The sequence below is a fragment of the Chthonobacter albigriseus genome (assembly GCF_013839445.1).
In the GTDB taxonomy this organism is placed as follows: domain Bacteria; phylum Pseudomonadota; class Alphaproteobacteria; order Rhizobiales; family Pleomorphomonadaceae; genus Chthonobacter; species Chthonobacter albigriseus.
This window is the reverse complement of sequence record NZ_JACDIT010000005.1, coordinates 13,479-26,000: the sequence shown is the minus strand read 5'-3', so window position 1 is coordinate 26,000 and position 12,522 is coordinate 13,479. Positions and strand designations below refer to the sequence as shown.

At 64.3% G+C, this 12,522-nt stretch carries 11 protein-coding genes; 5 read left to right on the top strand and 6 right to left on the bottom strand.

The genetic code is table 11. From position 1 onward, the window contains the following. Positions 1 to 84: 84 nt before the first annotated feature. The gene (locus HZ321_RS14050; protein ID WP_181703017.1) at positions 85 to 1,191 is read left to right on the top strand and encodes a TRAP transporter substrate-binding protein; all 1,107 of its coding nucleotides are present in this window, start codon (positions 85 to 87) and stop codon (positions 1,189 to 1,191) included. 60 nt (positions 1,192 to 1,251) lie between these two features. Here HZ321_RS14050 and HZ321_RS14045 read toward each other — a convergent pair whose 3' ends face one another. The 3 genes from HZ321_RS14045 to HZ321_RS14035 all read right to left on the bottom strand — a co-directional run bounded on the left by HZ321_RS14045 (position 1,252) and on the right by HZ321_RS14035 (position 5,182). Further along, positions 1,252 to 2,859, bottom strand: coding sequence for a TRAP transporter large permease (locus HZ321_RS14045; protein WP_181703016.1), 1,608 nt, complete (start codon positions 2,857 to 2,859; stop codon positions 1,252 to 1,254). A 21-nt stretch (positions 2,860 to 2,880) separates the two neighbouring features. Beyond that, positions 2,881 to 3,423, bottom strand: a complete 543-nt coding sequence (locus HZ321_RS14040) for a TRAP transporter small permease subunit (RefSeq protein WP_181703274.1) — start codon at positions 3,421 to 3,423, stop codon at positions 2,881 to 2,883. A gap of 238 nt (positions 3,424 to 3,661) precedes the next feature. Further along, positions 3,662 to 5,182, bottom strand: a complete 1,521-nt coding sequence (locus HZ321_RS14035; protein WP_181703015.1) for a bifunctional metallophosphatase/5'-nucleotidase — start codon at positions 5,180 to 5,182, stop codon at positions 3,662 to 3,664. Between the two features lie 192 nt (positions 5,183 to 5,374). On the opposite strand from HZ321_RS14035, the gene hemH reads away from it, so the two are divergent. The 3 genes from hemH (at position 5,375) to HZ321_RS14020 (ending at position 8,596) form a co-directional block, all read left to right on the top strand. Continuing rightward, a complete protein-coding gene (hemH, locus tag HZ321_RS14030; protein ID WP_244635894.1) occupies positions 5,375 to 6,430 on the top strand; it encodes a ferrochelatase in 1,056 nt (351 codons plus the stop codon). Positions 6,431 to 6,601: 171 nt separating this feature from the next. Further along, positions 6,602 to 8,032, top strand: a complete 1,431-nt coding sequence (locus HZ321_RS14025) for a homospermidine synthase (protein ID WP_181703014.1) — start codon at positions 6,602 to 6,604, stop codon at positions 8,030 to 8,032. Between the two features lie 156 nt (positions 8,033 to 8,188). Beyond that, positions 8,189 to 8,596 (top strand): hypothetical protein, encoded by a 408-nt coding sequence (locus tag HZ321_RS14020; RefSeq protein ID WP_181703013.1) that lies wholly within the window; start codon positions 8,189 to 8,191, stop codon positions 8,594 to 8,596. On the opposite strand, the gene HZ321_RS14015 is transcribed toward HZ321_RS14020, so the two are convergent. The 3 genes from HZ321_RS14015 to HZ321_RS14005 all read right to left on the bottom strand — a co-directional run bounded on the left by HZ321_RS14015 (position 8,559) and on the right by HZ321_RS14005 (position 11,835). Then, entirely contained in the window at positions 8,559 to 9,698 is a 1,140-nt protein-coding gene (locus HZ321_RS14015) for a radical SAM protein (protein ID WP_181703012.1), read from the bottom strand. The two genes, HZ321_RS14020 and HZ321_RS14015, sit on opposite strands and share 38 nt — an antisense overlap. 40 nt (positions 9,699 to 9,738) lie before the next feature. Next, entirely contained in the window at positions 9,739 to 10,707 is a 969-nt protein-coding gene (locus tag HZ321_RS14010; protein WP_181703011.1) for a WD40 repeat domain-containing protein, read from the bottom strand. 78 nt (positions 10,708 to 10,785) lie between these two features. Beyond that, positions 10,786 to 11,835 (bottom strand): CobW family GTP-binding protein, encoded by a 1,050-nt coding sequence (locus HZ321_RS14005; protein ID WP_181703010.1) that lies wholly within the window; start codon positions 11,833 to 11,835, stop codon positions 10,786 to 10,788. A gap of 180 nt (positions 11,836 to 12,015) precedes the next feature. Here HZ321_RS14005 and HZ321_RS14000 point away from each other — a divergent pair, with 180 nt between their 5' ends. Beyond that, a complete protein-coding gene (locus tag HZ321_RS14000) occupies positions 12,016 to 12,510 on the top strand; it encodes a MarR family winged helix-turn-helix transcriptional regulator (protein ID WP_181703009.1) in 495 nt (164 codons plus the stop codon). Positions 12,511 to 12,522 lie beyond the last annotated feature (12 nt).

Here is a 12,522-nt window from a genome sequence, read left to right as displayed (position 1 = left end):
CTCGGTCCAGTGTCACGCCCGGCGACTTGAAGCGCGGTCAGCTTGGGAGGGGTGACCCGCTCGCAACGAACTGGGAGGAAGTTCATGGATCGTCGTACGTTCATCACCAAAGCCGGCATCGTCGGGACCGGCGCCGTCGCAGCGGCCACGCCGCTCGCGACCCCCGCGATTGCCCAGTCTGCCCCCGAAATCAAGTGGCGGCTCACCTCCAGCTTCCCGAAATCGCTCGACACGATCTTCGGCGCCGCAGACGTCATGTCCAAGAAACTGGCCGAAGCCACCGACGGCAAGTTCCAGGTGCAGGTCTTCCCGGCCGGCGAGATCGTGCCCGGCCCGCAAGCGCTGGACGCCGTGCAGAGCGACACCGTTGAAGCCGCACACACTGCTTCCTACTACTTCATCGGCAAGGACCCGACCTTCGCCTTTGCCACGGCCGTTCCCTTCGGCCTCAACGCCCGACAGCAGAACGCCTGGCTGTACGAGGGTGGCGGCAACGAACTGCTCAACGAGTTTTACGCCGGCTACAACGTCCATGCGTTCCCGGGCGGCAATACCGGCGTCCAGATGGGCGGATGGTTCCGGAACGAGATCAAGTCCGTCGCCGACCTCAACGGCCTGAAGATGCGGATCGGCGGTCTCGGCGGCAAGGTGATGGCGTCGCTCGGCGTGGTACCGCAGCAGATTCCCGGTGGCGACATCTACCCCGCCCTGGAGAAGGGTACGATTGACGCAACCGAATGGGTAGGCCCCTACGACGACGAGAAGCTCGGCTTCTTCCAGGTCGCCAAGCACTACTATTACCCCGGCTTCTGGGAAGGTGGCCCCACGCTCCACTTCATGTTCAACAAGGCCAAGTACGAAAGCCTTCCCGCAAGCTACAAGGCCGCGCTCGAGACGGCTTGCGCGCTTGCCAACACCGTCATGATGGCCCGCTACGACGTGAAGAACGTCGCTGCGATCCGCTCGCTCGTCGGTAAGGGTGTCCAGCTTCATGCCTTCCCGCGCGACGTGCTGGACGCCGCCTACGACGCGGCTTTCAAGTTCTACGACGAGACGGCCGCCACCAACCCGGCATGGAAGAAGATCTACGAGCCGTGGAAGGTCTTCCGCAAGGAAAGCTACGAGTGGTTCCGCGTCGCGGAATACACCTTCGATTCCTACGTCTACGCGATGCAGGCCGCCGGCAAGTAAGTCCGATCTGCAAACCCGTCAGAATCGAAAGGGCGGCGCTGCAAGGCGCCGGCCTTTCCGTCAGGGCTGCGGAGCGGGAGCGCCGAATGTGGGCGCAGGAAGCCCGCCGGGCGCCGTGGGATCCGGAGCCGGCGCCGGCGCCCCGAAGGACGGAGCCGGAAGGGCGCCGGGCACCGCGCCCGGATCGCCGCCAGCGGGGGCGCCGAAGGGGTTGCCGGCATCGCCGAACGGGTTGCCGCCCTCTCCGCCGGGCATCGGCACGTTGATCTGCACCTTCGACGGATCGACGACGATCTGATCGTCCTTGTAATGCGTCACGAGCCGCGGGAAGGCGATGACGATCGCCACCATGATGATCTGGATGATCACATAGGGGATCGAGCCCATGTAGATCTGCCCCGAAGTCACCGGCGGCGTGAGCTTTCCCGTCACCTTGTCCACATAGGGCTTCTCCGGCGCGACCGAGCGCAGGTAGAACAGCGCGAACCCGAACGGCGGGTGCATGAAGCTCGTCTGCATGTTGACGCCGAGGAGCACGCCGAACCAGATCAGGTCGATACCGAGCTTGTCGGCCACCGGGGCCAGCAGCGGCACGATGATGAACGCCAGCTCGAAGAAGTCCAGGAAGAAGGCGAGCAGAAACACCAGGATGTTGACGACGATCAGGAAGCCGAGTTCACCACCAGGGATCGCAGCCAGCAGGTGCTCCACCCAGAGATGCCCGTCGACGCCGTAGAAAGTCAGCGAGAACACGCGGGCGCCGAGCAGGATGAACACCACGAAGGCCGACAGCCTCGTCGTCGCATCCAGGGCCTGCAGGATCATCTTGCCCGTCAGGCGGCGATTGATGAACGCCAGGATCAGGGCCCCCACCGCTCCCATCGCACCGCCTTCGGTGGGCGTCGCGAGGCCGATGAAGATGGTGCCGAGCACGAGGAAGATCAGGACCAGGGGCGGGATCAGTGTCGTGACAACGCGCATCAGGAGCTTGGCGCCGCGCAGCGTGCGGGCTTCCGGAGGCAGGGCCGGCACGAACTCCGGCTTGAAGATCGACACCAGCAGAATGAAACCGGCGTAGAGGGCGGTGAGCAGCAGACCCGGATAAAGGGCGCCCTCGTACATGTCGCCCACCGACCGGCCGAGCTGGTCTGCAAGGACGATGAGGACCAGGCTAGGCGGGATGATCTGCGCCAGCGTGCCGGAAGCCGCGATTGTCCCGGCAGCGACACGCCGGTCGTAACCGTAGCGCAGCATGATCGGCAGCGAGATCAGGCCCATCGAGATGACGGACGCCGCGACCACGCCGGTCGTGGCGGCGAGAAGCGCGCCGACGAAGATCACCGCGTAGGCGAGGCCGCCGCGGATCGGCCCGAACAGCTGGCCGATCGTATCCAGCAGTTCCTCCGCCATCCCGGAACGCTCCAGGATCAGCCCCATGAAGGTGAAGAACGGGATCGCCAGCAACGTCTCGTTCGACATCACGCCGAAGATGCGGTCCGGAATGGCGCCGAACAGATTGGGCGAAAGAAGGCCGAGTTCGATGCCGATCAGCCCGAAGATGAAGCCGTTTGCGGCGAGCGCGAAGGCCACGGGATAGCCGAGCAGCAGCACGACCACCAGCGACAGGAACATGATCGGGGCAAGATTTTCCACGAAGAAGGCGGTCATGCGGATCGTCTCCTTGGCGGATCAGTGGGCGGGCTTCTCGTGATGGGAGGCCGGATCCGGCGCCGCACCAGCGAGAAACGCGAACCGTTTGATGAGCTCCGATAGCCCTTGTAGTGCAAGCAGGATGAAGCCAGCGGGAATCATCATCCACACCGGCCACATCGCCAGCCCGCCGGCGTTGGCCGACGTTTCGCCGGTCGCAAGCTTGTCGGCGACCACAGGCCAGACCAGGACGACGGTGATGAAGCAGAACGGAAACAGGAAGAACAACGTGCCGAGGATCTCGATCCAGATCTGCGTCCGCCGGCTGAGCCTGCCGTAGACCAGATCGATCTTCACGTGCTCTCCTTTCTGCAGCGCATAAGCGGCGGCCAGCAGGAAGACCGCCGAAAACAGGTACCACTGCGCTTCAAGGAAAGCGTTGGAGCTCATCGAGAAGAGCTTGCGCATCACCGCATTGCCAGCGCTGACGAGAATCGCAACCAGCACCAGCCACATGACTGACTTGTGCACGATCATGTTGAGCCGATCGATCGCGCGGCTCAGCGCCAACAAGCCTGCCATGTCTTGCGTTCCCCCTGCCGGATGATCGGATCGGATTCTTGTTGGTTGAGTGTCGGCGCTGACAGATGGGCACCGCGACATTCGCCGGATAACAGGTTTTCGGCCGTCGGCCAAGCGAGCCGGTACGGGATTGGCCGCTGCTTTCCCGCCGTCGCGCAAAGCAGCCGGACTCCGTAGCGGCACCGCAGCCGAAGCGGGACGAGCCGCTGAAGTACGACACGTCCCGCAAGCTGAGGCTTCACTGCGTCGTCACACGCCCTTCCACCTTGGAGTCGACCTGGCCGGCCGACCGCAGGTAGGCCATGACGTCGTTGGCCATCAGCTTGGCGTCCCGCTCGCCATAGATCACCTTGCCCGCGCGGAACGCGGTGTAGCCGTCGCCGCCCTTGGCCACGTAGTCGTTGGTGGCCACCTTGTACGTCTTCGCCGGATCGATCGGTTGCCCGCCTGCCGTCACGGAGACGATCCGTTCGCCCGGCTTCTTCTTCGGATCGTAGACCACCGTGATGCCCGAGACCTGGGGGAAGCGACCGGCCGAGTTCTCCACGTCGGAAACGCCGTTCTCCAGGGCGGCGATGACATCGCTGCCCGTCAGTTCCAGGAGCACCGTGCGATTCCCGAACGGCAGTTCGGTGAGCACGTCCCGCCGCGTGATCTCGCTTCCCGCCGCGTAGGTCTTGTTGCCGCGGATGCCGCCGCCGTTCGTGATCGCCAGATCGGCTCCGACAGCCACCTTCATGGCGTCGGCGATCAGGTTGCCGATCGCAGCCTCGCCCGTCCTGACGGTAGCCTTCCGGCTGTCGAGATCGCCGGAGGTCTTGCCCAGCGCTACGTCGAGTTCCTTGGACAGTTCGGCTTCGTATTTCTCGACGACGGCCTGCGTGGCGGGATCCGGCTTCACGGTTGCCGTGTCGATGATCCGGAAAGTCGGATGCCAGCTGACGCTGCGCTTGCCGTCCTTCTCCTCCACGTCCACCGCCAGATCGATTGCGGTCACGTAGTTGGCCTCCTCGGCGCTCTCCACCATCAGCTTCTTGCCGTCGTAGAAGAGGGCGAGGTCGTGGTCATCACCGGTGAGCACCACGTCGAAGGCACCGCTGTCGTAGAGCTCCCGGTCCTGCGCGCGGTTGGCATGGACAACTGCCACCAGGATGTCCGCACCTTCCCCCTTCAACGCCTTCGCGTTGCTGATCGCAGTTTCCACGGTCGGCAGGAACTTCAGGTCGCCGGGGGTCGATTTTACCGGACTGTCGTCCGCCGTCAGAGGAACGAGCCCGACCTTGACCCCGCCGATGTCGCGGATCTCATGCCCTTTGACACCCGGCACGGGCGAGCCGTCGGCCTGCGTGAGGTTGTCCGCGAACCAGCCGAACTTGGACTCCGACAACCGCTTCTTGAAGACCTCCGCTCCGAAGTCGTACTCGTGGTTGCCGGGTACGAACACGTCGGGCGGCACGACGTTGAGAAGCTCGATCACGTGCGCGCCTTGGTCGAAGCCGGACATCAGCGACGGAGATATCGTATCGCCGGCGTGAACATAGAGCAGGTTTCCGCCCTTCTCCCGCTCGGCACGCGCAACGCTGGCCAGCCGCGCGAAACCGCCCCGTTCCTTGTCGCCGGACAGCTTGTAGATGTCGTTGACGAGGAGCAGCGTGATATTCACGGTATCGGCGAGTGCCACCGTGGCGGTGGCGATCGACAGCACGCCGCCGAGCAGAATCGATGCGACGGCAGAGCATGTCCTGGCATTGGCGACCATGTCGTGTGCCTCCGGTTGAACTAGGGCTATTATGGCCCAAGTTTGTATGATGCCTATGGCAGAATCCGCTGGATCCACCCACAAAAGGGAGGGTCCGGATGGGTGATCCTGGTAGGGGCTCGCTTCGTATGCGAGACCAGGGGAGCGCGCCGAGGCTGCGCGACTGTTCTTTTCTGGAGTGTGGTTATGGACATGATCAACGTCGGCAAGCCGCCGGTGCCGACCCCGATGCAGTTGCCTGACGGGCATCCCGCCGTCGCAACCGGTCGCGTCGGGATCCTGCTGGTCAACCTCGGCACCCCGGACGGGACCGATCGCAAGTCCATGCGCCGTTATCTTGAGGAGTTCCTGACCGACCGACGCGTCATCGAGTGGCCGCGTGCGGTGTGGTACCCGATCCTCTACGGCATCGTTCTCAACACCCGTCCCCAGAAGAAGGGCAAGGATTACGAGACGATCTGGAACACCGAGCGCGACGAGAGCCCGCTTCGCACCTTCACCCGCAGCCAGTCCGAGAAGCTGGCTGCCCGGATCTCGGGCCATTCCAATGTCACGGTCGATTGGGCGATGCGCTACGGAACGCCGTCGATCGCTGAACGCTTGAAGGCTTTGAAGGCCGAGGGCTGCGACCGGATCCTGGTCTTCCCGCTTTACCCGCAGTACGCCGCGTCCACCACCGCGACCGTGAACGACAAGGTCTTCGAGCTCCTTCTGAAGGAGCGCTGGCAGACCGCGGTCCGCACGGTTCCGCCCTACCATGATGATCCCGTCTACATCGATGCCCTCGCGCGCTCGATCGAGGGGCATCTTGCAACCCTCGATTTCGAGCCCGAGGTCGTCCTGACCTCGTTCCATGGCATCCCGAAGAGCTACTTCGAAAAGGGCGATCCCTACCACTGCCATTGCATGAAGACGGCGCGGCTGCTGAGGGAGCGACTCGGCTGGAGCAAGGACCGTCTGCGCGTCACCTTCCAGTCTCGATTCGGACCGGAGGAATGGCTGCAGCCCTACACCGACAAGACGGTGGAGGCTCTCGCCAAGTCCGGCGTCAAGCGCTTGGCGATCGTCGCACCCGGCTTCGTCTCGGACTGCCTGGAAACCCTCGAGGAACTGGCCGTCGAGAATGGCGAGATCTTCCTCCACAACGGCGGCGAGAAGTTCAGCTTCATTCCCTGCATGAACGACAGCGAACCGGGGATGGACGTCATCGAGGCCGTCGTCAGACGTGAACTCGGCGGCTGGATCTGATTGCCCACTTCGCACGTTCCACATCTAACGCGCTGCGGAATTCCGCGGCGCGTCAACTCTTGACTCGCAAACCCGCATCTGGTGAATCACGAGGCGCTCGGTAGAGACGATGACGTCCCGAGTGATCCCCGTATAAATTCGGAGAAGTCCCGAACGAAAGGAGAGGTTTGAATGAATTCATCGCGCGTGCACGGCACGGTTACAGGTCCGATCGTCATGGTCGGTTTCGGATCCATCGGCCGAGGCACTCTTCCGCTCTTGGAGCGGCACCTTGAATTCGACAAATCTCGCTTCGTGGTCATCGACCCGGTCGATACCGACAGAGTTCTTCTGGACGAGCGCGGCATCCGTTACATCCAGGCCGCCGTCACCCGCGAAAATTATCGCGAGCTCCTGACCCCTCTTCTCACCGCAGGCGAGGGCCAGGGCTTCTGCGTCAACCTCTCGGTCGACACCTCCTCCCTGGACATGATGAAGCTGTGCCGCGAACTCGGCGCTCTCTACATCGACACGGTCGTGGAGCCGTGGCTCGGGTTCTATTTCGACCAAAGCGCTGATCCCGCGACGCGGTCGAACTACCGTCTGCGCGAAAGCGTCCTCGCTGAGCGCCGTGAAAACCCCGGCGGCACGACGGCCGTCTCCTGCTGCGGCGCCAATCCAGGCATGGTCTCCTGGTTCGTCAAGGCTGCCCTTGTCGACCTCGCACGCGACCTCGGGATCGATGCCGTTGAACCGACCGATCGCGCCGGTTGGGCCGCGCTGATGCAGGCGACGGGCGTCAAGGGCATTCACGTCGCCGAGCGCGATACCCAGCGCGCGCGTCTTCCAAAGCCGATGAACACGTTCTGGAACACCTGGTCGGTGGAGGGCTTCATCTCGGAAGGCCTGCAGCCCGCCGAACTCGGCTGGGGCACCCACGAAACCTGGAAGCCGGAAACCGCGCGAGAGCATGAGACCGGCTGCAAAGCCGCGATCTACCTTCTTCAGCCGGGGGCCGACACCCGCGTGCGGACCTGGTGCCCGACGCTCGGCGCTCAGTTCGGCTTCCTGGTTACGCACAACGAAGCCATATCGATTGCCGACTACTACACGGTCGGCGACCCCGCGGCTCCCGAGTTCCGGCCCACCTGCCACTATGCCTACCACCCCTGCAACGACGCGGTTCTCTCGCTGCACGAGATGTTTGGGCGAGCCGGCGAGGCTCAGCCGGTGAGGCACGTTCTTGGCGAGGAGGAACTTGTCGACGGCTACGACGAGCTCGGCGTCCTGCTTTATGGACATGGCCGGAACGGCTACTGGTACGGCTCCAAACTGACGGTCGAGGAAGCGCGAACCCTCGCCCCCTACCAGAACGCCACCGGGCTCCAGGTCAGTTCCGCCGTCCTGGCCGGGATGGTCTGGGCGTTGGAGAACCCTGCCGAGGGCATCGTGGAAGCGGACGAGATGGACTTCCGCCGCTGCCTGGAGGTCCAGACGCCCTATCTTGGCAAGTTGTCCGGCGCCTACACGGACTGGACGCCGCTGCACGGGCGCCCAGGCTTCTTCCCGGAAGATATCGATACGCTGGAGCCCTGGAGTTTCCGCAACATCCTGGTTCACTGACCAGAAGAAATAACGACCGCTTCGTGGGATGTCCTCGACGGCGCCGCTGTAACAAGTACCGATCGGATCGCACCCGCGGTCAATATTGGAATTCCCCATCCTCGGGCGTATGGTCGCGCCCGGGGGTGCTTCTTTGTCGAAGCAACGGGGGAAAAAATGAACACGACTGCTCAACTCTACTTCAAGACCGCGATCTGTTTGCTGCTGATCGGCATGGGTGCCGGAATCGGGATGGCCGCCTCGGGGGTCCACACCATCTACTCCGCCCATGCTCACCTGAACCTGCTCGGCTTCGTGGTGATGTCGATCTACGGGGCCTATTTCGCCCTCTACCCTGCCAAGGCCGAGGGCAGGCTGCCGCGGATCATCTGGGCGCTGCACACCGTGGGTGTAGTCGTCATGTTCCCGGCTCTCGCCTACATGCTGCTCGGCAATCCCGCCCTGGAGCCGATCGTCGCCCTCTCCTCCATCGTCGTCTTCATCGCCGCGCTGATGTTCGGCTATGTCGTATGGAGGCCCGCCGGGGTCAGGGCGCCGCTGGCGTCGCCTCTTTCCACAGCATGATGGAGGGATCTCCCGGCACATCGAGGGCTGCGGGAAAGTCCGGATAGACGATCTCGCGGCCCTCGCGTCGGAAGGTGACGAGGCCACGTGCCTCGTCCCATTTGCTGATCTGCTCACGCCGGACCTTGCCGAGCGGACTGTCGAGGGTGAAGCGGATCGCGTTCACCCAGCTGGGCGTCGATTGGGTAAGGCTGTCCTGGATCGCAAAGATCCGCTTCAGCGGCACCCGGTAGGGCGCCGAATGGCGGATCGGTTCGGGCACGTAGATGGAGAGTGTGCGCACCGAGAGTTCGTCGAGCTTCTCGATCAGCGCGGCGATCACCGAGACGTGGTCGTTGATTCCGCGCAGCAGCGGGAAATGATTGTAGAGCCGGATACCGCTCCGTCTGAGAAGCCGCAGCACGGCCTCCACCTCGCCGCAAATCTCGTAGGGATGGATGAAGTGGAGAACCAGCCGGACGCCGGTCTCCGCCAGCAGCGCCACTTTCGCGGGATCGGCGAACACCTTCGGTGCGAAAGCGAGAGTCCTTGAATGGATGCGAAGCGATCGGATCTGGGGGATCTCACGCAAGGTCCTGAGGATCAGCGAGAGATCGCGCAGCGGCAGGGTCATCGGATCCCCACCGGACAGGATGACCTCGGAAACGCCGCGTTTGCCGTCCAGATATCGCGTCAGCGCCGCCAACTCGCGTTGAACGTCGGTCCGCCCCTCCCCGTGCTGGTCCGTCAACACGTCCTGGCGGAAGCAATACTGGCAGTGGGCCGCGCAGACCGACGTCGGCATGAAGAGCACCCGGTCCGGGTACTTGTGGATGATCGTCTGCGATCCGGTGACCGGCATGTTCGCCCGGTCGTCCACCCAATCGGCCACTTCGTGGCCGGCGGCCACGCTGAAGCGTTCGCGGGAGGGATAAACCCCGCGATGGAGCGGGCCTTCCGTATGCCCGAGCGCGGCCACCTCCGCGTCGATCTTGGCGCGGTAGAAGGCCGTCACCTTGATCGGCAGCAGCCGCCCGTCTCGTGCGAAGGATTCGTACCGGCTATTGAGCGCCGCCTGTTCGGCGAGCGAGATCCGTGTGGGGCGGGGAAACGGCGCCGACATGAGAGAACCACTGTTCCGGGGGAGCGGGGCAAGCAACCCCTCAGGCGGCGAGGTTGACGACGCCGCCGGCGCCTTCCTCGGTTCCGAACGCGAGTTCCAGGCCGGACTTGTCCCAGCCGAGAGCCGAGATGGCACCGTTGCCCGGGGGGCGCAGGAGGATCTCTTCACCGTCGGAGAACCGGACGAGCAGGATCATGCCGTCGTCATACCCGATCGCGGCAATCTCCTCCACCGGATGACAGGCGACCGAGGTGACCATCTCCTTGCGCGCGCCCAGTTCCAGCGGCCGCTTGCCCATCGGGCCGTCCTTGAAATGGAAAGGCCACGCGATCGAGGCCTGCGCTCCGGAGGTTGCCAGGAAGCGGCCCTTGGCGGACCAGGACATCACCTTGGGCTTGGCCGGATAGCCCGACATCCGCATGTGCTGCCCGTCCCGCAGCCGCCAGCCGTGCAGGGCATTCTCCTGCATCGACGTCACGACATTCGCGCCATCCGGCGAGACGGTGACGGCGATGTGACTGCCCTTCCACTCCAGCTCCTGGGGGGCCGCCGCGGTTCCGGGATACCAGAGCCCAACGCCGCCATAGCCGGCGACGGCCAGTCGCAGTCCTTTCGGGAAGAAGGCGAGTCCACCCACAGCGCGAGGGCGCGTCAGTTCGTGCTCCTTGCCGGAGGCTTCTCGGACCCATGCGGTCCGACCCGACGCGAAGGCGACCAGCCCGCCGTTGCCTACCGCGACCTGGTCGATCCACTTCCGCCCCTTGTCGGCAAGCGCAGTGCTCTCGCCGGCATCGTTCAGGCGGAACACCTTCCCATCATCTGTTCCGATGACAAGGCTCCGCCCATCCGGGTCGCGCACCGCAGCCAGGATCGCGCCCGATGGCGTAACGACCCTTGGCTCGGTTCCGAACGTCACAGCGCCGGTTCCGGAGGCGAACACCGGCGTTGCGCCGACAAACCCGGCCCAGACGATGTAGCCACTCAGTGCGATCGGTTCGATGGCGGGCAAACCCGGGCTCCGTGCTGCATGATTATCGGGCCTGTCTACACGCCCGCGGCCGGGGAATCGAGCCCGAGGGAGCCCCGTTCAAGCCAGGCAATCCCGGAAGCTCTTCTCCAGCGCGCTCCGGTTCAGGTGCCGGCCGATAAACACCAGACGGCTCTCGCGAGCCTCGTCCGGTCGCCAATCGCGCTGCAGGTCGCCCTCCACGATCATGTGGACACCCTGCACCACGTAGCGCTTGGGCTCGTCCTTGAACGCCAGGATCCCCTTCAGGCGAAGAATGTTCGGCCCTTCCACCTGCGTCACCTCGCCGATCCATTGCAGGATCTTGGCGGGATCGAGGTCGCCGCCCCGCAGCGAGATGGAGGTCACCTCCGTATCGTGTCGACCGTGGTGGTGGTCGTGGTGATGATGGTGATCGTGACCGTGGTGGTGATGATCGTGGTCGCAGTCCGGCCCGCAGACATGATCGTCGTCCGCGTCCAGGAAACGGGGATCCAGCGACAGGATCCGGTCCAGGTCGAAGGCGCCCTTGTCCAGGATCGCGTCCAGCGGCACCGCCGAGCGCTGGGTCTTGTGGATCCGCGCATACGGGTTGAGCTGCCGGATCGTCGCCTCCACCTCGGCCAGTTCGTCAGCGGTCACCAGATCGGTCTTGTTCAGGACGATCACATCCGCGAAGGCCACCTGGTCCTCCGCCTCCGGCGTGTCCGCCAGCCGGGCCATCAGGTGCTTGGCATCGACCACAGTCACCACGGCGTCGAGCCGCGACATCTTCCGCACTTCCTCATCCATGAAGAAGGTCTGGGCCACCGGCGCCGGATCGGCCAGGCCGGTGGTCTCCACGATGATCGCGTCGAACGAGCCTTTGCGTTTGGCCAAGTTCTCCACGACCCGGATCAGGTCTCCGCGCACGGTGCAGCAGATGCACCCGTTGTTCATCTCGTAGACCTCTTCGTCGGTGTCGACGATCAGGTCGTTGTCGATGCCGATCTCCCCGAACTCGTTCACGATCACAGCGTACCGCTTGCCGTGGTCTTCGGTGAGAATGCGATTGAGAAGGGTCGTCTTGCCGGCGCCGAGATAGCCGGTGAGGACGGTGACGGGGACGGCCCCGCCGGACTGTGCGGTCATGTCATCACCTCAGGTGGGTCGAGCGGCGATCGGAAAAGTCGCGTCCGTTTAGCACGGCGCACAGCCGATCGCCACGGCGTGCGGTCTGCCGCCTCGACAGGGTTGCTGTTCACCACCTAAATAAGTGACACACGGCTGTGCGAGAAGAGGTCGTCCAGTTGCTGCAGCCGGAGGATCCTGATGAGCTTCAACCACCGAAAGAGCGTGACCTTTCGCCTAGCCCAGGCGGCGCGGGCACATCGCACGCGCGCGGGGGTCCATCTGGGCCGGATCGGACTGCACCCCGGCCAGGAGGTGGTGCTGAAGGCGCTCGAGGCCGAGGATGGCCAGTCCATGTCGGAGCTGGCCGCAGCCCTGGTCGTCCAGCCTCCCACCGTGACGAAGATGATCTCGCGCCTTGGCGCCCAGGGACTCGTGACTCGGCAGGTTTCTGCCTCCGACGGCCGGCTTGCCCGTGTCTACCTCACCGACCTCGGCCGGGAACGCCTCGCTGCCATCGACACCGCCTGGAAGCGGGTTGAGAAGGAAGCACTCGCCGGTCTCGACGAAAAGGACCGCAAGCGCCTTCGCAAGCTCCTGCGCATGGTGGAGCGCAACCTGCTGCCAGCAGGCGAGGCCGACGAAGCGGAAGACGAGGAGATCCCGGACGAACTCGCCGCCCAGCCGGTCCTCTAATCCCGCAGCCAT